Consider the following 24,697-nt stretch of genomic DNA (forward strand, 5'->3'; position numbering starts at 1 on the left):
ATGAAAACCTTCATAGCCTCCCGGCTGGGAGCCATGGTCGCCATCCTGGTCGCGTTGACCGCGGTGTTGTTCGTGCTGCAGAACATCTCACCGCTGGACCCGGTCAAGGCGCAGCTGGGCGCGCAGGCCTCGGCTCAGGCCGTCGCCGCCCGCCGCGAGGCGCTGGGCCTGAACGACCCTGTGCTCGTGCAGTTCTGGCATTACCTGACCGGGGCGGTCACCGGCGACCTGGGCACCTCCTACCGGACCCGGCACGCGGTGCTGTCCGATCTCGGATCCTTCTTCCCGGCCACGCTGGAGCTGGCGCTGACCGGGCTGCTCATCGCGATCCTGCTCGCCGTGTTGCTGGCCTTCAGCACCACGCTGAAGTGGCGCGGTGCCGGCGTGCTGCGCGCGGTGTTGTTCACCGGGTCGTCGGCGCCGATGTTCCTGCTGGGCATCGTGGGATTGATCGTCTTCTACCAGACCCTGGGCTGGGTGCCGGCCAACGGCCGTCTGGCCGTACCGAATCCGCCCGACGGGCCGACGGGCCTGCTCACCGTCGACGGGCTGCTGCACGCCCGCTTCGACGTGGTGGCCGACGCCGTACATCATCTGATCCTGCCCGCCCTGGTGATCGCGATCGGCCCGGCCGTGGCGATCGGGCGGGTGCTGCGCAGCAGCCTGCTGGCCGATATCGACAGCGACTACGCCCGCACCGCCAGGGCCAAGGGGCTGTCCGAGACCCGGATCATGGCCCGGCACGTGCTGCGCAACTCCGTCGGTGCGGCCCTGTCGATGACGGGACTGCAAGTCGGACTGATGTTCTCGGGTGTGCTCGTGGTCGAGCAGGTGTTCGGCTGGCCCGGGATCGGGCAGTACATCGCGCAGAGCATCCCCGTCGCCGACTTTCCGGCCATCGCCGGCGTCACGCTGATGCTCGGTGCCCTCTACGTCGTCATCAACACGGCCGTGGACCTACTCCAGGCCGCCGCAGATCCCCGTATCGCCGTCACAGGAGGTTAGGTGCCAAAACAGCCGCTCATCGTGGGCAATCCCGTGCTTGTCGTGGTCGACATGCAGGAGTCCGGCGACATGCCGGTCGAGGAGGTGGGCATCCCCCACATGGCCGGATACGCCGATCGGATCGCCAATGCGCGCCAACTGATCGCCGCCGCCCGGGCCGCGGCCATCCCGATCGTGTTCTTCCAGGAAGTGCACCGCGCCAACGGCATCGACTTCGGCCGTGAACTCGACGGTGTCGAGGGGCCACACTGCATCGACGGCCGGCCCGGCACACCGTTGCACCCGGAGCTGCTGCCCGACTTCGACGGCCCCAACCACGAATTCCACATCGTCAAGCGCCGCTACTCCGGTTTCATCGGAACCGAATTCGAGATCGTGCTGTCCGGGTTGAAGGCCGACACGCTGATCCTGATCGGCGGCCTCACCGACGTCTGTGTGCACTACACGTTCGCCGACGCGCACCAGCGCGACTTCTACGTCCGCGTCGTCACCGACTGCGTCGGCGGGTCCTCCCAATACCGCCACGACGCCGCGCTGGACGCCATGGAGTACCTGCAGACCGGCGCCATGCGCACCACCGATGAGATCCTCGCCGCGTTCGCCGGATGTCGCCGCCAGGGCGGCTCCGGCGCGTCCTCGACAAACCCCGTCCTCGAAGGAGCCGCCCGATGAAGAAACTCAGCATGCTCCTCGCGGTCGGCGCGACCGCGGCCCTGACCCTGACCGCCTGCGGCGGGTCGAACTCCGGCGGGGGCAGCACGCCGAACGCCGCCCCCACCGACAAGGTGCTGCACCTGTCGTTCCTGCAGGATCCGGGCCAGCCGCCGGACCCCGACATCTACTACGCCGGGCAGGGGCTGCTGCTGACCACCAACACCTACGAGGGCCTGCTGCAGTACAAGGCCGGCACCGACAAGCCCGAGCTGCAACCGCTGCTGGCCACCGAATGGACGGCCTCACCGGACAACAAGGTGTTCACCTTCAAGCTGCGTCAAGGGGTGAAGTTCCACGACGGCACCCCGTTCACCTCCGCCGCCGTCAAGGCGTCCTTCGACCGCAGGGCGGCGGTCAACCAAGGACCGGCGTATATGGTCTCCGACATCGAATCGGTGACCACCCAAGGCGATTACGACGTCACCGTCACGCTGAAGGCACCCAACTCGGCGTTCCTGGACTACCTGGCCTGCCCGTACGGGCCGCGCATGCTCAGCCCGGAGGGCCTGAAGAAGAACGCCGGCACCGACAACGCGCAGGGCTATCTCACCAACCACGACCTGGGTACCGGTCCGTACACGTTGACCGCGGCCGAGGTCGGCTCCAAGTACGAACTGACCGCCTACCCGGACTACTGGGGCGCCAAGCCGTACTTCGAGAAGGTCGAGCTCCCGGTGATCACCGACGTGTCGGCCCAGCAACTGCAGTTCAACAACGGCCAGCTGGCGGCGATCCTGCACGACCTGCCATCCTCGGCGGTGCAGTCCTACCTGGACAACAAGTCCTTCGCCAACTACTCGCTGCCGACCATGATGTCGAACTTCGTGTACATCAACCCCAAGAAGGGCATGATGACCGACGCCAAGAACCGCACCGCGGTCATGCAGGCCATCGACGTCGACGAACTGGTCAAGCAGACGTACTTCGGCCGCGGCAAGAAAGCCGAGCAGATCTATCCGCCGAACATGATGGCTGCCGAATACGGCAAGCAGTCGGTGACCCATGATCCGTCCGTGCTGACCGGGCTGGCGGCGGGTTTGCCGGCCGACCAGAAGGCCGTCACCATCGGCTACGACTCGTCCAACCCGGACAACCAGTTGATCAGCAACCTGATTCAGACGCAGCTGGCCGCGGCCGGGCTGAACGCCAAGGTGCAGGCCTATCCCACCTCGGAGATCTACGGCTGGATCGGCGGCGACGCACAGGCGGCACCCGAGATCATGACCTACCTCGGCTGGCCGGACGCACCGTCGCCCTACACCTGGGGACACATCTCCTGGGACGCCGACGGCGGGCTGAACTTCTTCGGGTGCTCATCGCCGGCGATCAAGGATGCGCTGGCCAAGGGTCTGCCGACCGATTCGGACGCCGACTTCTCGACCGCCGGTGAGGAAGCGATCAAGACCGGTTGCTGGCTGAACGTCGCCGACGTCAACGACTTCATGGTGGCTCAGCCGTGGCTCAAGGGCGTCGAGCAGGCGCACGTGGTCACCGATCCGAACACGCTGCGGCTGGCCGCACTGTCGGTGGGCTGATGGCGACGCTGGTCCGCAAGAGCGGGGTGCGCCGGATCATCCTGCTGACCCTGGGCTGGGAGGAATTGCCGAAGTCGGTGTCGGTGTACGGTGCCCCGCCCGAGGAACGGCTGCGCGAACCCGTTCCGGGCGTGCTGTTGCAGACCGACGGCGGCTGGGTCCTGCTGGACACCGGATTCAACACCGCCCTGGTGCGGGACCCGGCGCTGTACCGGCGGTTCTTCCCGACCGTCGAGTACCGCCCGGTGCTGCCCGGCCCCGGTGAGCCGATCGAGCAGCGGCTCGCCGAGGTCGGGGTGGATTTCGATGCCATCCACACCGTCGCCGTCAGCCACCTGCACCACGACCATGCCGGCGGGCTGAAACTGTTCGCCGGCAAGGTCCCGGTGCACGCCCAGCGCCGAGAACTTGAGTACGGGCTGTCGAATCATCCTGAGCCCGAACGCAATGCGATCGTCCGGGTGGATTTCGACGATCCCAACATCGAGTGGCGCCTGGCCGACGGCGACGCCGAGATCGCCCCGGGGATCAGCGCGGTGCCGACCTACGGGCACACGCCGGGGCATCAGAGCTTCGTGGTGGAACTCGACGAATCGGTCGGTGGTGACGGGTTCGTGTTCGCCTTCGACGCCGCCGATCTGACCGAGAACATCGAGCACGAACTCCCCATCGGCGGTTTCATCGACGTCGACCCTCAGGACACCGTCGAGCCGATCCGCAAGCTCAAACGCCTCGCCGCGGACAAGGGGTACCAGCTGATCCCCGGTCACGACCCGCATGTCTGGCCGGAGCTGACCCAGCATTTCCACGACAGGTTCGGGCCGGTCGAATCGTGATGGACTGCGTCCTGCGCGCCGAGCGGGTGCTCGTCGACGGACACCTGGTGCCGGCGTCGGTCGGGATCACCGGCGGCGTGATCGCGTTCGTCGGCGCCGCCGATGCGAATCACCCGGCCGCGCAGGACGTCCGGTTGCCCGAGCGTGCGGTGCTGTTACCCGGATTCGTGGACACCCACGTCCACATCGACGATCCCGGCACCGACTGGGAAGGGTTCGCCACCGCAACCGCGGCCGCCGCCGCGGCCGGTATCACCACACTGGTCGACATGCCGCTGGACTGCCGGCCGGTGACCACCAGTGTGGCGGCGCTGGAGGTGAAAGAGGCTGCGGCAGCGGGCAACTGTCACGTCGATGTCGGCTACTGGGGCGGTGTCGTGCCGGGCAACCTCGATGAGCTGGGTCCGCTGGCCCGGGCGGGGGTGCGCGGCTTCAAGTGCTTCCTGGCCGATTCGGGCAACCCGGACTTCCCGCACCTGAGCACCGCCGAGTTCCGGGATGCCATGGGCCGCATCGCCGAACTGGATTCGGTGCTGCTGGTGCACGCCGAGAGCCCCGCGGTCCTGGACGGCAGTCCCCGCCCGAACGGGCGGGACTACCGGTCATTTCTGGCCTCACGCCCCGACGCCGCCGAACAGGACGCGGTGGGCCTGGTGATCGACACCGCGCGGGCCACCGGGGCTCGGGCACACATCGTGCACGTCTCCAGCGCCGCCGTCATTCCCTCGGTGGCCGCCGCCAGGGCCGATGGCCTGGCCGTCACGGCCGAAACCTGCCCGCACTACCTGACGTTCGGCGCCGAGGCCGTTCCCGACGGCGGCACCGAGTTCGCGGTGTGCCCACCCATCCGCGCCGGCGCCAACCGCGAGGCGCTGTGGGCGGCACTGGCCGACGGCACCCTGGACCTGATCGTGTCCGACCATTCGCCGTGCACCGCGGAGCTCAAGGCGGGCGGGGATTTCGGGCGGGCGTTCGGCGGCATCAGCTCGCTGCAGCTCGGGCCCCGGGCGGTGTGGACGCAGGCCGGCCGGCGCGGTTTCGGTCTGCCAGAGCTGAGCCGGTGGATGTCCGAGGGGCCGGCCGCGCTGGCCGGATACGCCGACCGCGGCCGGATCGCGGTGGGGCTGCGGGCCGACCTGTGCGCCTTCGACCCCGACGCGCAGGAGACGGTGCGGGCCGCCGAACTGTGGCACCGGCACCCGGTGAGCCCGTACGACGGGATGAGCCTGCGCGGTGCGGTGTTACAGACCTGGGTGGCCGGGGTGCCGGCCCTGGCCCGGATAGGGGAGCCGGTATGAGAATCCTGGTGCTCAACCCGAACACCTCGGCGGCCATGACCGCCGAGATCGCGGCCGCCGCGCGCGCCGTCGCCCGACCGGATGTCGAAATAGTCTGCCGGTCACCGTATTTCGGAGCCGAGGCGATCGACTCCGCCGCCGAGAGCTACCTGTCCGCTGTCGGGGTGATGGATCTCGTCGCCCGGCTGATCCAGGCGGACGCCTTCGACTTCGACGCCGTGGTGCTGGCCGGATTCGGCGAGCACGGTCGCGACGCGCTGGCCGAGATGCTGTCGGTCCCCGTCTTCGACATCGCCGAATGCGCCGCGCACGTGGCGCACTTGATCGGCAGGCGGTACTCGGTGATCACCACCCTGGCCCGGTCCATCCCACCGATCCAGGACCGGCTGCTGCTGGCCGGCCTGGACGCGCACTGTGCCTCGGTGCGCGCCTGCGGGTTGGGCACCGCCGAGGTGGACGCCGACCCGGCCGGCGCCGTGCAGGCCATCGTCGACGAGGCGGCCCGCGCAATCAGCGAGGACGGCGCCGACGTGATCTGTCTGGGCTGTGCCGGCATGGCCGGGGTGACCGCGGCCATCTCCGCCAAGCTCGGCGTGCCCGCCGTCGACGGGGTGGCGGCCGCCGTCGCCCTGGCGCAGGCCGTCGTGGGGCTGGGGCTGTCCACCAGCAAGGCCGGGGTCTACGCGCCCGGGCCGGACAACCCGCGCAGCCACTGGCCCATCTCTCAAGCTATCGACTCTTCGCGCGAGCGCTCATCGGAAGCCATCGGCTCTTCGCGCGAGCGCTCATCGGAGGCCATTGGCTCTTCGCGCGAGCGCTCATCGGAAGAGCTGGGCTCGTGACCGACGTCGATCTCGCCTCCCGCACCGTCGGCGGCGCCGTGGTGGCCGCCAGCGACGAATCCTTCGGCTTCAAGGAACGGCTCGTCGACCCGTCCGAGCCGGCCTTCGTGCCCGGCACCTACGACCTGCGCGGCGAGGTGGTCGACGGCTGGGAGACCCGGCGGCACGCCGGCCCGGACGGCGACTGGGCCATCATCCGACTCGGCGCACCCGGCCGGTTGCACACCGTCGACGTGGACACCCGGTTCTTCTCCGGTAACCACCCGACCGCCTGCGCCGTCGACGCCTGCACACTGGAGCGCACCCAGAACCCGGCCGGATCCGAGGTGGAGTGGACGACGGTGGTGGAAACCACCGTGCTGAAGGCGGATTCGCACAATCTGCTGGCCGTGCGGGATCACCGGCGCTGGACCCATCTGCGGTTGCGGCTGCAGTCCGACGGTGGTGTCGCCCGGCTGCGGGCCTACGGCGAGGTGGTGCCTGATCCGGCGCTGTGGACCGACGTCACCGTCGAGGTGTCCGGGCTGGAACAGGGCGGACGGGTCGAATGGTGCAGCGACAGTTTCTATTCCAGTGCGGCCGTGCTCGTCGCCCCGAACCGGCCGCACAACATGGGCGACGGCTGGGAGACCCGTCGACGCCGCGACATCGGACCCGACACCCATGACGCGGTGATCATCTCGTTCGCCGTCCCCGCCGACCTGCGCCGTATCGAGATCGATACCTCCTACTTCGTGTTCAACGCCAGCACCGAGGTGTCGGTGCTCGGCAGTCGCAGCTGCCCGGACCGCGAACACGGCTGGGGGAGGGTCGCTTTCGACACCCCGGTGCTGCCGCGCACCCGCCTGATCGCCGATGCGCGTCAGGTGTTCCCCGTCGACGCGCGGGCGGTGACCGCCCTGCGCGTGCAGGCCTACCCGGACGGCGGCATCGCCCGGGTGCGCGCCCTCGGCGTGCCGACCGAGGAGGGGCTGGAGACACTGCGGCGCCGATGGGAGCGATCGTGACCACCGTCGCCATGACCGACTGCGCCGGCCTGTGGCGGCGCACCCTGCTGATCGAGGCCGACGGCACGCGCGACGACACCCCCGGCGTGCTCTGGCTGCAGGGCCCGACCGGATATGTCGACTCGCGCGGCTTCGCCGGGCGGCTGCACCAGGACGGTGACGTGTTCGCATGGCACCGCGCCGTGGACCTGCAACCCCCGGGACCGTTCCCGGACGCCGGCCGGATGCACTGGGACGGCGAGGTGCTCGTCGAGACCGGGGTGCACGAGAACTACGTCGAGCACTGGGTGCGCGATCCGGTGGACCCCACCCCGACCGGGGCGCTGTTCCTGTCCGGCCCGAACGGCGCGCCCGCGCTGCTGGTCCGCGCGGGCGCCCTGTTCGGCTGGGCCGGCGGCACCACGGTGGTCACCGGCGTGAAGCGCCGGGAGCTCGCAATCAGCTTGTCCGGAAACGAGATCCAGGCCAACGGTGTGCGCTGGACGATACAGGGATCGGAAGGGAACGTGGATCTATGAGTGGCGTCACGTCATTCACGTCGGTGCCCGTCATCGACATCAGCGGACTGTACGCACCCGAGCGTGCCGAACAGGAGCGGGTGGCCGGCGAGATCGGCCGGGCGGCGGCCGAGGTGGGGTTCTTCTACATCAGCGGCACCGGCATCGACGAATCGTTGTTCGACGACATGCTGGCCGCGGTCAAGGAGTTCTTCGCCCTGCCGGTGGAAGAGAAGATGCGCAGCTATATCGGCCTGTCCCGGTGCCACCGCGGCTATGTCCCCATCGGTGAGGAAGGGCTGGAGGGCACCGTCCCGGATCTGAAGGAGGCCTTCGACACCGCCCTGGACCTGCCCGCCGACGACCCGGACTACCTGGCCGGCAACCCGATGCTGGGGCCCAACACCTGGCCGGAGCTGCCCGGCTTCGCCGAGGCGGTGACCGCCTACTATCAGGCGCTGCTGGCGGTGGGGCAGCGGCTGCTGTGGGCATTCGCGGTCGCGCTCGGCGAGGATCCGGAGGTGTTCGCCCGGCACGCCACCAAGACCCCGAGTCAGCTGCGGCTGATCCACTATCCGTACAACCCGGACGCCCGGGACAGCATCGGTATCGGTGCCCACACCGACTACGAGTGCTTCACGCTGCTCAAGCCGACCGCCCCGGGGTTGGAGGTGCTCAACGGGGCCGGCGAGTGGATCGACGTGCCGCCGGTGCCCGGCGCCTTCGTCGTCAACATCGGTGACCTGCTGGAGTTGTGGACCAACGGCGCGTTCGTGGCCACCAGCCACCGGGTCCGCAAGGTCGCCGAGGAGCGGTACTCGTTCCCGCTGTTCTTCAACGTCGACTATCACACCGAGGTCAAACCACTACCGCAGTTCGACTCGGCGGAAGCCCAGAGCCGGCCCACGTTACGCGCCGGGGAACACCTGTTCGCGCAGACCGCGCAGACGTTCGCCTATCTGCGCCGGCGCATCGAGGCAGGCGAACTGCAACTGCCGGACGGCTCGCTGGCGTTGGGTCAGTTCGGCCGAAAGCCGTTGCCGGCCTAGTTGATCGGGGCGTTCAGCCAGCGCAGGTCGTCGAGGATGCCGCGAGCTGCCACCACGCCGCCGCCGGTCTGCCATACCTCGTTGTTCACGATGAAAACCCGGTTGTCCCGGTTGGCCGACAGTTTGCGCCAGGCCGGGCTGTCCAGCACCGCCGCGGCCCGGTCCTTGGCGGCGGGCGAGTCGAAGGACAGGTAGACGATGTCGCCGTCGGCGGCGGACAGGTCCCCGTCGGGGGCCAGCTCGATATAGGGCTTGTCGGTGAAGCGTTGGGCCGCAGGGCGATCCACGCCCACCGCGCGCAGCACGCTGGCCGGGAAGTTGTCCGCGCCGTAGACCCGCACGGTGTTCTGCGTGAACTGCACCACCGACGCCTGGAAATGCGTGGCGTCGTTCTGCTGGCCGGTCTTGTGGGCGTCCTGGGTGAACCCGTCGAGCAGCCGGTCCGCGGCCTCCGGGCGGCCCACCGCCGCGGCGACCGTGCGCAGGGTGTCCTGCCAGCCGGCTCCCGGCGCCCCGGTGAACACCGTCGGGGCGGTCCGGGCCAACGGGTCGAAGTCGGAGGGTGTCAACGCCGACGAGCCGAGGATGAGGTCCGGTGCGGCCCGCCCGATGGCGTCGAGGTCCGGGGTCACCGCATCGCCGACACCGGGGGCGCCGTGGATCACACCGCCCAGATACGACGGTGCCGGCTGGGTGGTCCCGACGATCCGGCCCTGCAGGCCCAGTGCGCACAACGCGTCGAGCTGGTCGCCGGACAGCGCCACGATGCGCTGCGGATCACCGCTCACCTCGGTGGTCGCCGGCACCCCAGCGGCGGGCGCATTGCGCACGACACGCGCGGCCGGATCGCCCGGTGCCGGGGCGGGGGCGCAGGATTCGTCGGGCCGGCGCTGGTTGCCCAGCACGCCCGCGCTGGCGATGCGGGTGGTGCTGGTGATGGGCGCGCCCGGGGCCGTGGTGGGGGTGGCGCTCTGCTCGCTGCCGCAGCCGGTCAGCGACGTCAGTGTGAGCGCCGTGACAGCCGCGCCGCTCGCGGCGACCTGGGCGATGCGGGCACAGGGAAACAGCACGTCGCCGACGGTAACATCCGGTCGCCACGGCCGAATACGACAGTTTGTAGGACCCACGCCGCCGCGGGCGGCGATGGGGGATAAGATCACGAACGAACACTGCCGGGATGACCCGTCGATTTTTTTGGAGGATCTGTTGGTAGCCGAAGCGCCCCCAATCGGAGAACTCGAGGCACGGCGTCCGTTCCCGCAGCGGATGGGCCCCAAGGGCAACCTGATCTACAAGCTGATCACGACCACCGATCACAAGCTGATCGGCATGATGTACTGCGTCGTCTGCTTCATCTTCTTCTTCGTCGGCGGCCTGATGGCGCTGCTGATGCGCACCGAATTGGCGTTGCCGGGCCTGCAGTTCCTGTCCAACGAGCAGTTCAACCAGTTGTTCACCATGCACGGCACGGTGATGCTGCTGTTCTACGCCACCCCGATCGTGTTCGGTTTCGCCAACCTGGTGCTGCCGCTGCAGATCGGCGCCCCCGACGTCGCCTTCCCGCGGCTGAACGCCTTCTCGTTCTGGCTGTTCCTGTTCGGCGCGCTGATCGCCATCGCCGGCTTCATCACCCCCGGTGGCGCCGCCGACTTCGGCTGGACCGCCTACTCGCCGCTGACCGACGCGATCCACTCGCCCGGTGCCGGCGGTGACCTGTGGATCATGGGCCTGGCCGTCGGTGGTCTGGGCACCATCCTCGGTGGCGTCAACATGATCACCACCGTGGTGTGCATGCGCGCCCCGGGTATGACGATGTTCCGGATGCCCATCTTCACCTGGAACATCCTGGTGACCTCGATCCTGGTGCTGCTGGCCTTCCCGCTGCTGACCGCCGCGCTGTTCGGCCTGGCCGCCGACCGGCACCTGGGCGCACACGTCTACGACCCGGCCAACGGCGGTGTGCTGCTGTGGCAGCACCTGTTCTGGTTCTTCGGCCACCCCGAGGTGTACATCATCGCGCTGCCGTTCTTCGGCATCGTCTCCGAGATCTTCCCGGTGTTCAGCCGCAAGCCGATCTTCGGCTACACCACCCTGATCTACGCGACGCTGGGTATCGCAGCCCTGTCGGTGGCGGTGTGGGCGCACCACATGTACGCCACGGGTGCCGTTCTCCTGCCCTTCTTCTCGTTCATGACGTTCCTGATCGCGGTGCCCACCGGGATCAAGTTCTTCAACTGGATCGGCACCATGTGGAAGGGGCAGCTGACCTTCGAGTCGCCGATGCTGTTCTCGGTCGGCTTCCTGATCACCTTCCTGCTCGGTGGCCTGTCGGGTGTGCTGCTGGCCAGCCCGCCGCTGGACTTCCACGTCACCGACTCCTACTTCGTCATCGCGCACTTCCACTACGTGCTCTTCGGCACCATCGTGTTCGCCACCTACGCGGGCATCTACTTCTGGTTCCCGAAGATGACCGGCCGCCTGCTCGACGAGCGCCTGGCCAAGCTGCACTTCTGGCTGACGTTCATCGGTTTCCACACCACCTTCCTGGTGCAGCACTGGCTCGGTGATGAGGGCATGCCGCGCCGCTACGCGGACTACCTGCCCACCGACGGGTTCACCACGCTGAACGTCATCTCGACCATCGGCGCGTTCATCCTGGGTATCTCGACGCTGCCGTTCGTGTGGAACGTGTTCAAGAGCTGGCGCTACGGCGAACCGGTCGTGGTGGACGACCCGTGGGGTTACGGCAACTCGCTGGAGTGGGCCACCTCGTGCCCGCCGCCGCGGCACAACTTCACCGAGCTGCCCCGGATCCGTTCCGAGCGGCCCGCTTTCGAGCTGCACTACCCGCACATGGTGGAGCGGATGCGCGCCGAGGCGCACATCGGCCGTTCGCACGGTCCGAGTGACGGCGATGTGACGCGCCTCGACGACGAGCACGTCCGCACCTGACCCTGATCGGCGTGCCTCCGTCAAAGGTGTCGGTACTGATCACCGTCACCGGACTCGACCAGCCCGGCGTCACATCGGCGCTCTTCGAAGTGCTCTCCCGGCACAACGTCGAGCTGCTCAACGTCGAGCAGGTGGTGGTCCGGCGCCGGCTCACCCTGGGCGTGCTGATCTCGGCACCCCCGGAGGTGGCCGACGGCGTCGCGTTCGGTGACGACGTCCGGGCGGCCATCCACGGGGTGGGCCTGGACGTGACCATCGAACGCAGCGCCGACCTTCCGGTGATGCGCGAGCCGTCGACCCACACCATCGTCGTGCTGGGCCGGCCCATCACCGCCGAGGCGTTCGGGGTGGTGGCCAGGGCGGCCGCCGAGCTCGGGGTGAACATCGACACCATCCGCGGGGTGTCCGACTACCCGGTGACCGGGCTGGAATTGCGGGTCTCGGTGCCGCCCGGTGGCGTCTACGGACAGCTGCAGGCGGCCATGGCCCGGGCCGCCGTCGAGCTGGGCATCGACATCGCCCTGGAGGACTACAGCCTGTCCCGGCGGGCCAAGCGGCTCATCGTGTTCGACGTGGACTCGACTCTCATCCAGGGCGAGGTCATCGAGATGCTGGCCGCGCGCGCCGGTGCCGAGGCCAAAGTCGCCGCCATCACCGAGGCCGCGATGCGCGGCGAACTGGACTTCGAGGCCTCGCTGCGCGAGCGGGTCGCCACGCTGGCCGGGCTGCCCGCCGAGGTGGTCGACGAGGTCGCCGACGAGCTGGAGCTGACACCGGGCGCCCGCACCACCATCCGCACCCTGCGCCGGCTGGGCTTCCACTGCGGTGTGGTGTCCGGCGGTTTCCGGAAGGTGATCGAGCCGCTGGCGCACGAGCTGATGCTGGACTACGTCGCCGCCAACGACCTGGAGATCGTCGACGGCAAGCTGACCGGCCGGGTGATCGGCCCGATCGTCGACCGGCCCGGGAAGGCCAAGGCGCTGCGCGATTTCGCGCAGCAGGCCGGCGTGCCGATGGAGCAGACGGTCGCCGTCGGTGACGGTGCCAACGATATCGACATGCTCACCGCGGCCGGGCTGGGTGTGGCGTTCAACGCCAAACCGGCCCTGCGGGAGGTCGCCGACGCCTCGCTGAGCCACCCGTACCTGGATACCGTGCTGTTCATCCTCGGGGTGACCCGCGGTGAGATCGAGGCCGCCGACGCGGTGGACGGCACCGTGCGTCGGGTCGATATCCCCGACTAGCAGCGCCGCGCATGGCTCGGGCCTCTACAGTGGAGGCATGGTGTTGGTGAGACGGACGGTTCTTGTGGGTGCCTGCGCGGCCGCGATCGCCAGCGGCGCGGTCGTGCTCGCCGCCCCGGCCTCGGCGGACTGCCCGTGGGGCACCCGACCCAGTCATTTCCCCGGCGTATGCGTGGCCGGCGCCGGCCAGGGCAGCAGCACCAGCGGCAATGCCGTCGTGCCACCGCCGAATGCCGCGCCGCCGCTGGTGCAGAACACGCCCGGCGGTCTGTCGTCGGTGGCGGGTATCCCGTGCACCCCGGAGAACGTGGGTAAGTGCATCGCCCTGCAGCAGAGCCAGGGCTAGACCACGACTGCGTGGGATTCCGGTTCGGGGGCGCCGGTGATGGCCGCCCAGGCCCGTGCCATCAGGTCGACGGCCTCGTCCAGCTGCGGCTCGGGCAGCGCATAGGGCACCCGCACGAACCGTTCCAGGGTGCCGTCCACCCCGAACCGCGGGCCGGCCGGTAGGTCCAGGCCCAACCGCGAGGCCGAGGCCGACAACGCCGTGCTCATCGGGGCCGGCAGCTTGACCCACAGCGACATCCCGTTGGGGCCCGACCCGGGCCGCCAGTCGGGTAGCCGGCGCTCCAGCAGATTCAGCAGGTAGGCCCGGCGGCTGCGCAGCAGCGCCCGGCGTTCGGCCAGCACCGTGTCCCGTCCCTCGATGAGCCTTGCCGCCGTGAGCTGTTCGAGGATCGGGGTGCCCAGATCCACCGACGGCCGGATCGCCGCGATGGTGGCCAGGGTGCTGCGTTCGGCGCGAATCCAGCCGACCCGCAGGCCACCCCAGAATGATTTGGACATCGACCCGACCGTGATCACCAGGTCGTGCCGCGGCACGCTGGTGGCCAGCGGCGCCGGGGGCGCCTGGTCGATCCACATGTCCATGATCGACTCGTCGATGACGGTGCGGGTCCGGGTTTCGGAGATGATGTGCCCCAACCGGATTCGCTCGTCCGCCGACATGGTGAAGCCGGTCGGATTGTGGTTGTCCGGGACCAGGTAGGCCAGGCTGGGGGAGAGCTGGCGCAGCGTCGCGTGCACCGCGTCCAACTCCCAGCCGTCCTCGGTGAGGGGGACCGGGACCGCGCGGGCCCCCGCGGTGGAAATGGCCGACAGTGCACCGTGATACGTCGGCTGCTCGACGAGCACGCGGTCGCCCGGCTCGGTGAACGCGGCCAGGATCAGCCCGATGGCGTGCTGGGCGCCGCTGGTGATCATGATCTGGCCGGGGTCGGTGGGCAGTCCGCGGTCGCAGTACCGCTGGGCGACCGCGGTGCGCAGGGCGCACACACCGGTCAGGTCGTGCCCGGGTTCGCTGAGGTACGGCGTGATATCGCGGGTGGCCGCGGCGAAGGCCTCCATGACCGGGGCGCTGGGCGCCGACAGCGCGGCGGCGGCCAGGCTGACGGTGGCGCCGGTGGTCGGCTCGGCGGCGATCTCGGGCCGGGGCGGCAACGCCGCGGTGCTGCGCGCCCCGCGGCGGGCCTGCAGGTAGCCGTCCTCGCGGAGCTGGGTGAAGGCGGCCGTGACCGTGGTACGCGATACCCGAAGGGCGTCCGCCAGGGCGCGTTCGCTGGGCAGTCGGGCGCCGACCGGCACCCGCCCGTCCACGATGAGCAGCCGGATGGCGTCCGCCAATCCGACGTAGGCCGGGCCGGTGGCGCTGGAGGTGCGCCAGTTACCCAACTCGCGGGCCAAAAGGTCCTCATCGAGTGATCTGGCAGCCATTTCTATCGACATTTGATGCCAGTATGGTCGAACTGGCTATTGATGTGCAAGCCAGTCTGATCGGAAACTGGCAACGTGAACACCAACTGGCTATCCCGACTGGCGTCGAAGTATCACCGCAGTGGTCCGTCGAACCGCGTGCGACCCGGCGGTGACGCCGATGCCCGGCGCGTTCGCAACGAACTGGACGCCATCCGCGCTCGCTTCCCCGATCACGCATGAGGGGCGGCATCGCCAGGGCGGCGCTGCTGCTGGTCGGGCTCGTCGGGTACGGCCTGTCGATGGCCATGATGGTGCGCGCCGGCCTCGGACTGGACCCGTGGGACGTGTTTCACCAGGGCCTCACCCGGCACACGCCGATGACGATCGGAACCGCCACCGCGGTGGTCGGCGTGATCGTGCTGCTGGCCTGGATCCCGCTGCGCAACAAGCCTGGCATCGGCACGGTCGCCAACGTCGTCGTCATCGCGGTGACCGTGGATGCCGGACTGGCCCTGCTGGCCGCGCCGGAGTCGCTGCCGGCCCGCATCGCCCTGATGCTGGGCGCGGTGCTGCTCAACGCCATCAGCACCGTGCTCTACATCGGGGCCGGGCTGGGCCCCGGCCCGCGGGACGGCCTGATGACCGGCCTGGTGGCGCGCACCGGTCTCTCGGTGCGGTTGGTCCGCACCGCCATCGAGGCCACCGTGCTGGCGGCCGGCTGGTTGCTCGGCGGCACCGTCGGTGTCGGCACCGTGGTGTACGCCTTCGGCATCGGCCCGCTGGTCCAGCTGATCCTGCGGTTCATGCCGCGCCGGCTGCTGTTCCACGACTTCGGCGTCCCGGGGCGCTCCCGGGTCGGCAAGGAGCTCGACACTACGATGGGCGAGTGCCAGACACCGAGCGTGAATCCGATCCAGACCTGCTGATCGATTTCGCCAGAGTCAGCCTGCGCCGCGGCGGCAAAACCCTGGTCGGGCCGCTCGATTGGGCTGTCGAGCTCGACGAACGCTGGGTGGTGATCGGACCCAACGGGGCCGGTAAGACCTCGCTGCTGCGCATCGCCGCCGCCGTCGACCATCCGTCCTCGGGCACCGCGTTCGTGCTGGGGGAGCGGCTCGGCCGCACTGACATGGCCGAGCTGCGCAGCCGGGTCGGATTGTCCAGTTCGGCGCTGAGCCAGCGGGTGCCCGACGACGAGCTGGTGCGCGATCTGGTGGTCTCGGCCGGCTATGCGGTGTTGGGCCGCTGGCGCGAGAAGTACGACGACGTCGACTACGAGCAGGCCGTCGACATGCTGGAGAGCGTCGGCGCCGAGCACCTGGCCGACCGCAGCTACGGAACGTTGTCCGAGGGTGAGCGCAAGCGCGTGCTCATCGCGCGGTCGCTGATGACCGATCCCGAGCTGCTGCTGCTCGACGAACCCGCCGCCGGTCTGGACCTGGGCGGCCGCGAGGAACTGGTGGCGCGGCTGGCCGACCTGGCCGCCGACCCGGACGCGCCGGCCATCGTCCTGGTCACCCACCACGTCGAGGAGATCCCGCCCGGCTTCAGCCACTGCCTGCTGCTGTCCGAAGGTGCCGTGGTCGCTTCCGGTCTGCTCACCGATGTGCTGACATCGGAGAACCTGTCCACCGCCTTCGGGCAGTCGATCGCCCTCGAGATGGTCGACGGACGCTATTTCGCGCGGCGGGTCCGCAGCCGGGCGGCACACAGGAGGCGCGCATGAGCGAAGCTTGCGAGCGAATCATCGGCGCTGAATGTGCCGTCCGAGCCTGCGAGGCCGGCGCATGAGTACCCCCGACGATCCGTTGACTCCCCGGCCGGCATCGACGGTCATGCTGCTGCGCGATCGGGGCACCCCGGAGTCGCTGGAGATCTTCCTGATGCGCAGGCACTCCGCGATGGACTTCGTGGCGGGGGTGATGGTCTTCCCCGGCGGCGGTGTCGACGAACGCGACTACAAAAACCCCCCCAGTCGCTCCGCTCCTGCCCCCGGGGACGGCCAGGACATCGCCTGGTACGGCCCCGCCCCGACGTGGTGGGCCGAGCGCCTCAACGTCGATGTCGACCTCGCCGAGGCGCTGGTGTGCGCCGCGGCCCGCGAGACGTTCGAAGAGTCCGGGGTGCTGTTCGCCGGAGCGGCCGACGACTCGGACATCCTCGTCGACGACGCGTCGGTGTACCGGGACCAGCGGGCGGCGCTGGCCAACAACTCGCTGTCCTTCGCGGACTTCCTGCGCACCGAGAAACTGGTCCTGCGGGCCGACCTGCTGCGGCCCTGGGCCAACTGGGTCACCCCGAAAGAGGAGCGCACCCGCCGCTACGACACCTACTTCTTCGTCGGCGCGCTGCCGGCCGGCCAGCGCGCCGACGGGGAGAACACCGAGAGCGACCGCGCGTTCTGGTCCACGCCGCAGGCCGCACTCGACGAGTTCGCCGAGGGCCGCTCGTTCCTGCTGCCGCCCACCTGGTCGCAGCTGGACTCGCTGAACGGGCGCACCGTGGCCGAGGTGCTGGCCACCGAGCGCAAGATCGTCGCGATGGAGCCCACCCTGTCCGCGGACAAGGGCACCGGCGACTGGGACATCGAATTCTTCGACGGCGCCCGGTACAACGCCGTGCGCAACCGGCGCGCACCGCAGGGGTACTGACGTGCGCGAATTCGTCACCCCGGTCGTCGACGACGGCATCGGCACCCTGGCGCTGTCCCGCCCGCCGGGCAATGCGCTGACCCGCCAGATGTGCCGGGAGATCGGCGAGACGGCCGCGGAGCTGGGCGGCGATCCGGCCGTCGGCGCCGTGATCCTCTACGGCGGCCACGAGGTGTTCTGCGCCGGTGACGACGTGCCCGAGCTGCGCCGGCTGCGGCCCGGCGACGCCGAGAGCGTCACCCGGGCGTGCCGGGCCGCCGTCGATGCCGTCGCCGGCATCCCGAAACCCACGATCGCGGCGGTGACCGGGTACGCGCTCGGTTCCGGGCTGGCGTTGGCGTTGGCCGCCGACTGGCGGGTGTCCGGTGACAACGTCAAGTTCGGCGCCACCGAGGTGCTTGCCGGGCTGCTGCCCACGGCGGGCACGACCGGCCTGGTCCGCGCGATCGGGCTCAGCCGGGCCAAGGACCTCGTGTTCAGCGGCCGGTTCGTCGGCGCGCAGGAGGCCCTGGAGATCGGCTTGATCGACGAGATGGTGGCCCCGGACGGGGTGTACGACGCCGCACTGGGCCGGGCACGGCGCTTCCTGGAGGCGCCCGCGCACGTGCTGGCGGGGGCCAAGGCGATGCTCGACGGCGCTGGTGACGGGGTGCGCCACTACGTCGAGGTCTTCGGCACCGTGACCGGGAGTTAGGCTGCCCATATGACGAGCACGGACCACACGCCCGCCGACACTGATGTCGCCGCCGACGCGGCCCCCAACCCGCACGCCACGGCCGAACAGGTCGAGGCCGCGTTGAAGGACACCAAGCTGGCCCAGGTGCTCTACCACGACTGGGAAGCCGAGACCTACGACGACAAGTGGTCCATCTCCTACGACCAGCGCTGTATCGACTACGCCCGCGGCCGGTTCGATGCCATCGTGCCCGACGAGGTGCAGCGCGAACTGCCCTACGACCGGGCCCTGGAGCTGGGCTGCGGTACCGGCTTCTTCCTGCTGAACCTGATCCAGGCGGGGGTGGCCCGGCGCGGTTCGGTCACCGACCTGTCACCGGGCATGGTGAAGGTGGCCACCCGTAACGGTCAGGGCCTGGGACTGGACGTCGACGGTCGGGTTGCCGACGCCGAGGGCATCCCGTACGAGGACAACACCTTCGATCTGGTGGTGGGGCACGCGGTGTTGCACCACATCCCCGACGTGGAACTGTCCCTGCGTGAGGTGGTGCGGGTGCTCAAGCCGGGCGGTCGCTTCGTCTTCGCCGGCGAGCCGACCAGTAAGGGCAATGTCTACGCCCGCAACCTGTCGACGCTGACCTGGCACCTGTCCACCAACATCACCAAGCTGCCCGGCCTGGAAGGCTGGCGCCGGCCGCAGGCCGAACTGGACGAGTCCTCGCGCGCCGCCGCGCTGGAGGCCGTGGTGGACCTGCACACCTTCGAGCCGTCGGATCTGGAGCGGATGGCCATCAACGCCGGCGCGGTCGAGGTCGCCACCGCCAGCGAGGAATTCACCGCCGCCATGCTGGGCTGGCCGATCCGCACCTTCGAGGCGTCGGTGCCCCCCGGCAAATTGGGTTGGGGCTGGGCGAAATTCGCGTTCAACAGCTGGACGTCGCTGTCGTGGGTGGACTCCAACGTGTGGCGCCGGGTGGTGCCCAAGGGCTGGTTCTACAACGTGATGGTCACCGGGGTCAAGCCTTCTTGACGTGGGGGTAGCGTTCGGCCTCGACGACGTCGCCTATCTGCGTGGCGATCAAGGCCGGGCGGCGCTGGCCGAAGTCGGTCGCTACCGGCTGACCGAGGCCAGCCGGGTGGCCGATATCGCCTCGGCGCGAACGCGTTTCGGTGACCGTACCGCCGTGCTGGTGGAGACGGTGTTGCTGCGGCGCCGGGCGGCGGCCAAGTTCGTCGACCCGGCGGGCTGGCTGTTCACCGACGAGGCATTGCAGCAGTGCACCGCAGAGCCGGTGGCCCGGCACCGCGCCGCTCGGCTGGCCGGCCGGCGTGTGCACGACGTGACCTGTTCGGTGGGCGCGGAGTTGGCCGCCCTGCGGGACACCACCGCGGTGCTGCTCGGTAGCGACCTGGACCCGGTGCGACTTGCCATGGCCCGCAGCAACGTCGCCGGTGTGCAGCTGTGCCGCGCCGACGCCCTGGTACCGGTCACCCGCGACACCGTCGTGGTGGCCGACCCGGCCCGGCGCAGCGCGGGCCGGCGGCGATTCGACCCGCGCGACTACACCCCGGCGCTGGATCTGCTGCTGGAGGTCTACCGCGGTCGCGACCTGGTGGTGAAATGCGCCCCCGGAATCGATTTCGGCCAGCTCGGTGAGCTCGGCTTCCACGGTGAGATCGAGGTGTGCTCTCTGGGCGGCAGCGTGCGCGAGGCGTGTCTGTGGTCGGCCGGGCTGGCCACCGCCGAGCGCCGGGCCACCCTGTTGGACCGGGGCGAGCAGGTCACCGACGCCGATCCCGACGACTGCGCGGTGGCGCCGGCGGGGCGCTGGATCGTCGACCCCGATGGCGCCGTGGTGCGGGCCGGATTGGTACGCCAGTACGGGACCAGGCACGGGCTGTGGCAACTGGATCCCGATATCGCCTACCTGTCCGGTGACGAATTGCCGGACGGGGTGCGGGGTTTCGAGGTGCTCGCCGAGATCGGGTTCGACGAGAAGCGGTTGCGTCGGGAACTGAGCGCGCGTGATGCCGGAGCGGTCGAGATCCTGGTGCGCGGAGTGGACGTCGACCCGGACGCGTTGCGGCGGCGCCTCAAACCGCGGGGCGCCGAGCGGTTCAGCGTGGTGATCACCCGGATCGGCACCGGCGCGGCGAGTCGTGCGGTGGCGTTCATTTGTCGGCCGTCGCGATGACGCCACAGGTAATCTGACGGCGACGGCGCCCGTGCCGTCCCGGACTCGGAGGAAGTCACCCGATGCGTGTTGTTTCGCTGGCCGTGTCTCTTGTGCTGCTGGGGTCCGCAAGCACGGCAGTGGCCTCGGCCGCCCCGCCGAAATGCTCCGATGTGGGCGGCAACCCGGGGCCTGACTCGACCTGCGTGGTGCAGGCCACCGATCCGGCCTACACCCTGAATATCACCTTCCCGACCGATTTCCCGAACCAGAACGCCGTCTTCGACTACGTCAAGCAGACCCGGGACGGGTTCCTGAACGTCGCGCGGACGCCGGACTCGCGCGGGATGCCCTACGAGTTGGACACCACCACAACCCAGTACAACTCGTCGGTGCCGCCCCGGGCCACGCAGTCGGTGGTCTTCACCACCTACCAGAACGTCGGCGGTGCGCACCCGCAGACCTTCTACAAGGCCTTCAACTGGGATCAGGCGCTCCGCAAGCCGATCACCTTCGAGAACCTGTTCCGGGCGGGCACCGACCCGCTGCCGGCGATCTTCCCGGTGGTGCAGGCCGAACTGGCCAAGCAGTCGGGTCTGGTCAATCCGGTGGCACCCGCGGCGGGCCTGGACCCGGTGAACTATCAGAACTTCGCGATCACCAACGACGCGATCATCTTCTTCTTCAGCCAGGGTGAGTTGTTGCCGGAAGCGGCCGGGGCCGTGCAGGTATCGGTGCCGCGCGGGCCCATCGACCCGATGATCGCCTGAGTCAGGCCGGGGCGAAACCGTAGACCTGGCCGTCGCTGGTGGCGGCGATCACGCGGCGATCGTGGCCGACCGACACGCCGACCGGCCACCCGGTGGCCTCCGGCAGGGGATAACGGTTGAGGGTGTGACCGTCGGTGGGGTCGAAGGCCAACAGCGCCAAGCCGTTCGCACCGTCGCGGGTCACCGTGTACGCCACCCGCGCACCGGCCTGACTCGATGTCGAGAGCGGCTCGGCGTCGTCACGAGTCCAGGCGATCTTGCCGTCGGGGCTGACACCGACCAGTTTGGCGCCCGGTCCGCCGCCGGAGACGATCACGCCCTGCGGTGATACCGAGGGCGGGGTCTGGGGTTGGAAGTCCAGTGCCACCGACCATTTCGGCGTGCCGTCGGCGGTGTTGAGCGCCCACAGCTTGCGGTCGCGGCCGTTGACGTAGGCGGTGCGGCCGTCGGCCGAGAGCACCGGGGCGGCGAGCGGGCCGCCGCCGACGGCGGTGCTGGTCCATTCGCGGGTGAGCATCGGTGTCTGGTTCGGCGTGTACCGCAGGCCGATCAGTGCCGGGGCCGGTGCCTGCGGCTCCCACAGGGTGGCCACCACGATGCCGGCGTCCGCCGAGAAGGCGGGTGCCGCCGCCACCGGGCAGCCGCGCCGGGCCGGCGCGCAATCCTGCAGGCCGCGTTGCGCATCGGTGGGATCGACTCCTGCCACCAGATCGATCGGGGTGCCGATCACGGTGCCGCGGTGTGCGTCGAACACCAGCACCTGACCCAGATGGGTGAGCACCAGCAGCTGGCCGGGGTCCAGTAGCCGTGGCGTGGTGGGCATCCCGATGACGGGTTGGCGCCAGCGGATCCACTGGGTCGGCGGGAACGACATGATGGCGCCGGGCTGACCGATGTAGAGGTTGTCGAAGCCGTCGATGAGGGGGCTGGACATACCGCCGCCCTGCCACAGCCGGGTGCACCAGCGCTGCCTGCCGTTGTTGTCGCTCTCCCACAGCATCAGCGAGCAGCCGTCGGCGGTCTGGGCGTTGGCGGCGAGGTATCCGCCGGCGCCCAGGGCGACCTGCGCGCCGAGGTCACCCTTGACCGACCGGCTCCACTCCAGCTTGAGTGTGTTCGCCCCGTCCACCGGGGTGTAGCTGCTGTTGGCGGCGTCGGCGTACTGGGCCGACCAGCCCTGGGCGGGATGCGCCTCCACCCAGGAGTCGGTGTTCCCGCAGGAAGTCACGGTCAGCGCCGCAACACCCAGCACAGCAGCGAAGCGGCGTATCGCCGTAGAGGAAGCAGGCAACGTCGTGGAAGCAGGCATCGAGTCCCGAGACTATCCGGTGCCACCCTCGCGTAGGCTGACCGGCCATGACGACGATGTGGGGCGCACCCCTTCACAAGAGGTGGCGCGGTTCTCGACTGCGTGATCCGCGTCAGGCGCGATTCTTGACCACCGACTCCTTGCGCTGGGTGTTGGCCAACAAGGCGTACACGCCGTGGTACTTGGTCCGGTACTGGCGGCTGCTGAAATTCAAGCTGGCCAACCCGCACATCATCACCCGCGGCATGGTGTTCCTGGGCAAGGGCGTGGAGATCCAGGCCACCCCGGAACTGTCCACCATGGAGATCGGTCGGTGGGTGCACATCGGGGACAAGAACACCATCCGGTGTCACGAGGGTTCGCTGCGCATCGGCGACAAGGTGGTGCTGGGGCGCGACAACGTGATCAACACCTACCTGGACATCGAGTTGGGTGACTCGGTGCTGATGGCCGACTGGTGCTACGTCTGCGACTTCGACCACAAGATGGACAGCCTGGAACTGCCGATCAAGGACCAGGGCATCGTCAAGAGCCCGCTACGGATCGGGCCGGACACCTGGGTCGCGGCGAAGGTGACCATCCTGCGCGGGACGTCGATCGGGCGCGGCTGTGTGCTGGGCGCGCACGCGGTGGTCAAGGGGGAGATCCCAGACTACTCCATCGCCGTCGGCGCGCCGGCCAAGGTGGTCAAGAACCGCAAGGTGGCTTGGGATGCTTCCGCCGCCGACCGCGCCGAACTGGCGGCGGCACTGGCGGATATCGAGCGGAAGAAAGCCGCCCGCTGAGCGGGCAATGGAGCTTCTCCGCTCGACGCCATCCGCATCGCTGAGGTGAGCTAGGTACCTGGCCCTGATTGGCTAGCTCAGCTAAGCGACGGGGCTGCCGCGTTTAGGCATTTTGGTGCGTAGCGTGTCGGTGGAGCCGACTAAAATCGAACACATGTTCGATAGTGTGGTGAATGCGGAGCGTCGACAGGCCGCCGAGGCGCTGGAGTCGATGGCTGCGGCCAGTCGTCAGGAGAACGCCGCCGGGGCGGCCCGGCTGTCCGCAATCGCCGACCTGTACGAGCTCCGCTCGCCCGAGGGCGACGTGGAGAAACTCAACTGGGTCATCGACGGTTACAGCGGCCTGGCAGCCGAAGTTGCGGCTGCCCAGGGGGTATCGCAGCGGCGCGCCAAGGCACAGGTCGAGTTGGCGATCGCATTGCGTGAACGGCTGCCCGCGGTGGCCGCCGTGTATGCCACCGGTGCAGTCGACAGGCGACTCATCGCGACCGTGGTGGCGCGTACCGATCTGGTCGAGGATCCCGCGCGGTTGACCGTCATCGATGCCAATATCGCCGCCAAAGTAGCCGGCTGGGCTCGCTATTCGGGCCCACAGCAACAGAAACGCGTCGACGAGATCATCGCCCGCAACGATCCGGCCGGTGTGCGTGCTCCGCGTCCGGCCGTCGAAAAACGGCGCGTCGATATTGATCCCGGACCACCCGGTGTCGCCGATATCTGGGCCCGCGCACGCGCCGCCGATGCCGCGGCCTTCGACGCGGCGCTGAACGTGCTCGCCGACGGGGTGTGCCGTAGAGATCCGCGAACGAAGGCGCAGCGTCGCGCCGACGCCATCGGAGCGCTGGCGATGGGCCGCCCGTTGGCCTGTCAGTGCGGTCAGGACAATTGCCCGGCCATCGAGGTCGCCGCGGCGCCAGTCAACGGCAGGTTCGTGATCCACCTGATCGCCGACGAAGCCGGCCTCAGCGGTGACCCGCACGCTTCGGGGCTGCTGCCCGACCATGGACTGATCCCGGCCGAACAGATCACCCAGCTCGTCACCGATGGAGCCACGGTGAAACGGGTGAAAATCCCGCCGGCGCAGGCCGAACCCGGGTACCGGCCGAGTGTCGCACTCGCGGATTTCGTCCGCTGCCGCGACCTGACGTGCCGCTTCCCCGGCTGCGATGTACCCGCGACCGAGTGCGACATCGACCACACCGTTCCATGGCCGGCAGGCCCGACACATCCGTCAAACCTCAAGCTGCTCTGCCGATTCCATCACCTGCTCAAGACCTTCCACACCGGCTGGAGCGACCTCCAACTGCCGGACGGTGCCGTCGTCTGGGCCACGCCGAGCGGGAACACCTACACCACCACACCCCACGGGGCGCATTGGTTCCCGGAGCTCGGCGCCCCGACCGGGACGCCGACGCTGGGCCGCGCAGATCCGGCCGCCGGGCGCGAGCTCAAGATGCCTACCCGTCGGCGAACCCGCGCCCAGGAACGGACCCAGCGGATCAGGGCCGAACGCGCCGGCAACCAAGCGCGCATCGACGAGCGGAAGGAGCGGCTATGTCAACAACGACTCAAAAGCCAAGGCGAACCGCCTTTTTGAGC

23 protein-coding genes and 1 pseudogene are annotated in these 24,697 nt (G+C 69.3%); 21 read left to right on the forward strand and 3 right to left on the reverse strand.

Features of this window, described 5'->3' with window-relative positions; all coding sequences use genetic code 11:
* From AWB94_RS16690 to AWB94_RS16730, 9 genes are read left to right on the forward strand one after another with little or no spacing between them, the layout of a single operon-like run.
* On the forward strand, nt 1–1,005 hold the full coding sequence (locus AWB94_RS16690; protein ID WP_062656282.1) for an ABC transporter permease: 1,005 nt from the start codon (nt 1–3) through the stop codon (nt 1,003–1,005).
* On the forward strand, nt 1,006–1,677 hold the full coding sequence (locus AWB94_RS16695) for a cysteine hydrolase family protein (protein ID WP_062656283.1): 672 nt from the start codon (nt 1,006–1,008) through the stop codon (nt 1,675–1,677).
* Entirely contained in the window at nt 1,674–3,254 is a 1,581-nt protein-coding gene (locus AWB94_RS16700) for an ABC transporter substrate-binding protein (protein WP_062656284.1), read from the forward strand. Before AWB94_RS16695 ends, AWB94_RS16700 begins: the two co-directional genes overlap by 4 nt.
* On the forward strand, nt 3,254–4,090 hold the full coding sequence (locus AWB94_RS16705; protein ID WP_062656285.1) for an N-acyl homoserine lactonase family protein: 837 nt from the start codon (nt 3,254–3,256) through the stop codon (nt 4,088–4,090). Before AWB94_RS16700 ends, AWB94_RS16705 begins: the two co-directional genes overlap by 1 nt.
* Nucleotides 4,090–5,388, forward strand: coding sequence for an allantoinase AllB (gene allB / locus AWB94_RS16710; RefSeq protein ID WP_062656286.1), 1,299 nt, complete (start codon nt 4,090–4,092; stop codon nt 5,386–5,388). The genes AWB94_RS16705 and allB overlap by 1 nt, the downstream gene beginning before the upstream one ends.
* Complete coding sequence (locus tag AWB94_RS16715; RefSeq protein WP_084395096.1) at nt 5,385–6,230, forward strand: aspartate/glutamate racemase family protein; 846 nt, start codon at nt 5,385–5,387, stop codon at nt 6,228–6,230. Before allB ends, AWB94_RS16715 begins: the two co-directional genes overlap by 4 nt.
* Nucleotides 6,227–7,237, forward strand: a complete 1,011-nt coding sequence (gene alc / locus AWB94_RS16720; RefSeq protein ID WP_062656287.1) for an allantoicase — start codon at nt 6,227–6,229, stop codon at nt 7,235–7,237. Before AWB94_RS16715 ends, alc begins: the two co-directional genes overlap by 4 nt.
* A complete protein-coding gene (locus AWB94_RS16725; protein ID WP_062656593.1) occupies nt 7,234–7,755 on the forward strand; it encodes a hypothetical protein in 522 nt (173 codons plus the stop codon). The genes alc and AWB94_RS16725 overlap by 4 nt, the downstream gene beginning before the upstream one ends.
* Nucleotides 7,752–8,783 (forward strand): isopenicillin N synthase family dioxygenase, encoded by a 1,032-nt coding sequence (locus AWB94_RS16730; protein WP_062656288.1) that lies wholly within the window; start codon nt 7,752–7,754, stop codon nt 8,781–8,783. The genes AWB94_RS16725 and AWB94_RS16730 overlap by 4 nt, the downstream gene beginning before the upstream one ends.
* Here AWB94_RS16730 and AWB94_RS16735 read toward each other — a convergent pair.
* The gene (locus tag AWB94_RS16735; protein WP_084395097.1) at nt 8,780–9,853 is read right to left on the reverse strand and encodes an iron-siderophore ABC transporter substrate-binding protein; all 1,074 of its coding nucleotides are present in this window, start codon (nt 9,851–9,853) and stop codon (nt 8,780–8,782) included. The genes AWB94_RS16730 and AWB94_RS16735 overlap by 4 nt on opposite strands.
* Before the next feature lie 136 nt (nt 9,854–9,989).
* Here AWB94_RS16735 and ctaD point away from each other — a divergent pair, with 136 nt between their 5' ends.
* Genes ctaD through AWB94_RS16750 form a run of 3 tightly spaced genes read left to right on the forward strand, consistent with a single transcriptional unit; the run spans nt 9,990 to nt 13,325 of the window.
* Nucleotides 9,990–11,735 carry an aa3-type cytochrome oxidase subunit I gene (gene ctaD, locus AWB94_RS16740; protein WP_062656595.1) on the forward strand — a complete coding sequence of 582 codons (1,746 nt, stop codon included), beginning with the start codon at nt 9,990–9,992 and terminating at the stop codon, nt 11,733–11,735.
* Between the two features lie 11 nt (nt 11,736–11,746).
* Nucleotides 11,747–12,979 carry a phosphoserine phosphatase SerB gene (gene serB, locus AWB94_RS16745; RefSeq protein WP_234811761.1) on the forward strand — a complete coding sequence of 411 codons (1,233 nt, stop codon included), beginning with the start codon at nt 11,747–11,749 and terminating at the stop codon, nt 12,977–12,979.
* A gap of 37 nt (nt 12,980–13,016) precedes the next feature.
* The gene (locus tag AWB94_RS16750; protein WP_062656290.1) at nt 13,017–13,325 is read left to right on the forward strand and encodes a hypothetical protein; all 309 of its coding nucleotides are present in this window, start codon (nt 13,017–13,019) and stop codon (nt 13,323–13,325) included.
* Here the strand turns inward: AWB94_RS16750 and yczR are convergent.
* Nucleotides 13,322–14,764 (reverse strand): MocR-like transcription factor YczR, encoded by a 1,443-nt coding sequence (gene yczR, locus AWB94_RS16755; protein WP_062656291.1) that lies wholly within the window; start codon nt 14,762–14,764, stop codon nt 13,322–13,324. The two genes, AWB94_RS16750 and yczR, sit on opposite strands and share 4 nt — an antisense overlap.
* Nucleotides 14,765–14,970: 206 nt before the next feature.
* Here yczR and yczE point away from each other — a divergent pair, with 206 nt between their 5' ends.
* The 7 genes and pseudogenes from yczE to AWB94_RS16790 all read left to right on the forward strand — a co-directional run bounded on the left by yczE (nt 14,971) and on the right by AWB94_RS16790 (nt 21,004).
* On the forward strand, nt 14,971–15,660 hold the full coding sequence (yczE, locus tag AWB94_RS16760) for a membrane protein YczE (protein ID WP_062656292.1): 690 nt from the start codon (nt 14,971–14,973) through the stop codon (nt 15,658–15,660).
* Nucleotides 15,621–16,460 (forward strand): ABC transporter ATP-binding protein, encoded by an 840-nt coding sequence (locus AWB94_RS16765; protein WP_062656293.1) that lies wholly within the window; start codon nt 15,621–15,623, stop codon nt 16,458–16,460. Before yczE ends, AWB94_RS16765 begins: the two co-directional genes overlap by 40 nt.
* Before the next feature lie 61 nt (nt 16,461–16,521).
* The gene (locus AWB94_RS16770; RefSeq protein ID WP_109762167.1) at nt 16,522–17,385 is read left to right on the forward strand and encodes an NUDIX hydrolase; all 864 of its coding nucleotides are present in this window, start codon (nt 16,522–16,524) and stop codon (nt 17,383–17,385) included.
* A 1-nt stretch (nt 17,386) separates the two neighbouring features.
* Nucleotides 17,387–18,079, forward strand: coding sequence for an enoyl-CoA hydratase-related protein (locus tag AWB94_RS16775; protein WP_062656295.1), 693 nt, complete (start codon nt 17,387–17,389; stop codon nt 18,077–18,079).
* Nucleotides 18,080–18,088: 9 nt separating this feature from the next.
* The gene (locus tag AWB94_RS16780) at nt 18,089–19,090 is read left to right on the forward strand and encodes a class I SAM-dependent methyltransferase (RefSeq protein ID WP_062656296.1); all 1,002 of its coding nucleotides are present in this window, start codon (nt 18,089–18,091) and stop codon (nt 19,088–19,090) included.
* Nucleotides 19,091–19,103: 13 nt separating this feature from the next.
* Nucleotides 19,104–20,255, forward strand: a pseudogene (locus tag AWB94_RS16785) (THUMP-like domain-containing protein); the annotation flags it as partial.
* 62 nt (nt 20,256–20,317) lie between these two features.
* Nucleotides 20,318–21,004, forward strand: a complete 687-nt coding sequence (locus AWB94_RS16790) for an esterase (protein WP_062656297.1) — start codon at nt 20,318–20,320, stop codon at nt 21,002–21,004.
* Between the two features lies 1 nt (nt 21,005).
* Here the strand turns inward: AWB94_RS16790 and AWB94_RS16795 are convergent, their stop codons facing one another.
* The gene (locus AWB94_RS16795) at nt 21,006–22,313 is read right to left on the reverse strand and encodes a BamB-related PQQ repeat family beta-propellar protein (RefSeq protein ID WP_062656298.1); all 1,308 of its coding nucleotides are present in this window, start codon (nt 22,311–22,313) and stop codon (nt 21,006–21,008) included.
* A gap of 47 nt (nt 22,314–22,360) precedes the next feature.
* Here AWB94_RS16795 and AWB94_RS16800 point away from each other — a divergent pair, with 47 nt between their 5' ends.
* Nucleotides 22,361–23,098, forward strand: coding sequence for an acyltransferase (locus AWB94_RS16800; protein WP_062656299.1), 738 nt, complete (start codon nt 22,361–22,363; stop codon nt 23,096–23,098).
* A gap of 154 nt (nt 23,099–23,252) precedes the next feature.
* The gene (locus AWB94_RS16805; protein WP_062656300.1) at nt 23,253–24,695 is read left to right on the forward strand and encodes an HNH endonuclease signature motif containing protein; all 1,443 of its coding nucleotides are present in this window, start codon (nt 23,253–23,255) and stop codon (nt 24,693–24,695) included.
* Nucleotides 24,696–24,697 lie beyond the last annotated feature (2 nt).

It is taken from the genome of Mycolicibacterium canariasense (assembly GCF_002101555.1).
In the GTDB taxonomy this organism is placed as follows: domain Bacteria; phylum Actinomycetota; class Actinomycetes; order Mycobacteriales; family Mycobacteriaceae; genus Mycobacterium; species Mycobacterium canariasense.

What these genes read in the sequence shown, in the direction of transcription:
- AWB94_RS16690 (WP_062656282.1), top strand. Translation starts at nt 1, where the DNA reads ATGAAAACCTTCATAGCCTCCCGGCTGGGAGCCATGGTCGCCATCCTG.
- AWB94_RS16700 (WP_062656284.1), top strand. Translation starts at nt 1,674, where the DNA reads ATGAAGAAACTCAGCATGCTCCTCGCGGTCGGCGCGACCGCGGCCCTG.
- AWB94_RS16705 (WP_062656285.1), top strand. Translation starts at nt 3,254, where the DNA reads ATGGCGACGCTGGTCCGCAAGAGCGGGGTGCGCCGGATCATCCTGCTG.
- allB (WP_062656286.1), top strand. Translation starts at nt 4,090, where the DNA reads ATGGACTGCGTCCTGCGCGCCGAGCGGGTGCTCGTCGACGGACACCTG.
- AWB94_RS16715 (WP_084395096.1), top strand. Translation starts at nt 5,385, where the DNA reads ATGAGAATCCTGGTGCTCAACCCGAACACCTCGGCGGCCATGACCGCC.
- AWB94_RS16730 (WP_062656288.1), top strand. Translation starts at nt 7,752, where the DNA reads ATGAGTGGCGTCACGTCATTCACGTCGGTGCCCGTCATCGACATCAGC.
- AWB94_RS16750 (WP_062656290.1), top strand. Translation starts at nt 13,017, where the DNA reads ATGGTGTTGGTGAGACGGACGGTTCTTGTGGGTGCCTGCGCGGCCGCG.
- yczR (WP_062656291.1), bottom strand. Translation starts at nt 14,764, where the DNA reads ATGTCGATAGAAATGGCTGCCAGATCACTCGATGAGGACCTTTTGGCC.
- yczE (WP_062656292.1), top strand. Translation starts at nt 14,971, where the DNA reads ATGAGGGGCGGCATCGCCAGGGCGGCGCTGCTGCTGGTCGGGCTCGTC.
- AWB94_RS16770 (WP_109762167.1), top strand. Translation starts at nt 16,522, where the DNA reads ATGAGTACCCCCGACGATCCGTTGACTCCCCGGCCGGCATCGACGGTC.
- AWB94_RS16780 (WP_062656296.1), top strand. Translation starts at nt 18,089, where the DNA reads ATGACGAGCACGGACCACACGCCCGCCGACACTGATGTCGCCGCCGAC.
- AWB94_RS16790 (WP_062656297.1), top strand. Translation starts at nt 20,318, where the DNA reads ATGCGTGTTGTTTCGCTGGCCGTGTCTCTTGTGCTGCTGGGGTCCGCA.
- AWB94_RS16795 (WP_062656298.1), bottom strand. Translation starts at nt 22,313, where the DNA reads ATGCCTGCTTCCACGACGTTGCCTGCTTCCTCTACGGCGATACGCCGC.
- AWB94_RS16800 (WP_062656299.1), top strand. Translation starts at nt 22,361, where the DNA reads ATGACGACGATGTGGGGCGCACCCCTTCACAAGAGGTGGCGCGGTTCT.
- AWB94_RS16805 (WP_062656300.1), top strand. Translation starts at nt 23,253, where the DNA reads ATGTTCGATAGTGTGGTGAATGCGGAGCGTCGACAGGCCGCCGAGGCG.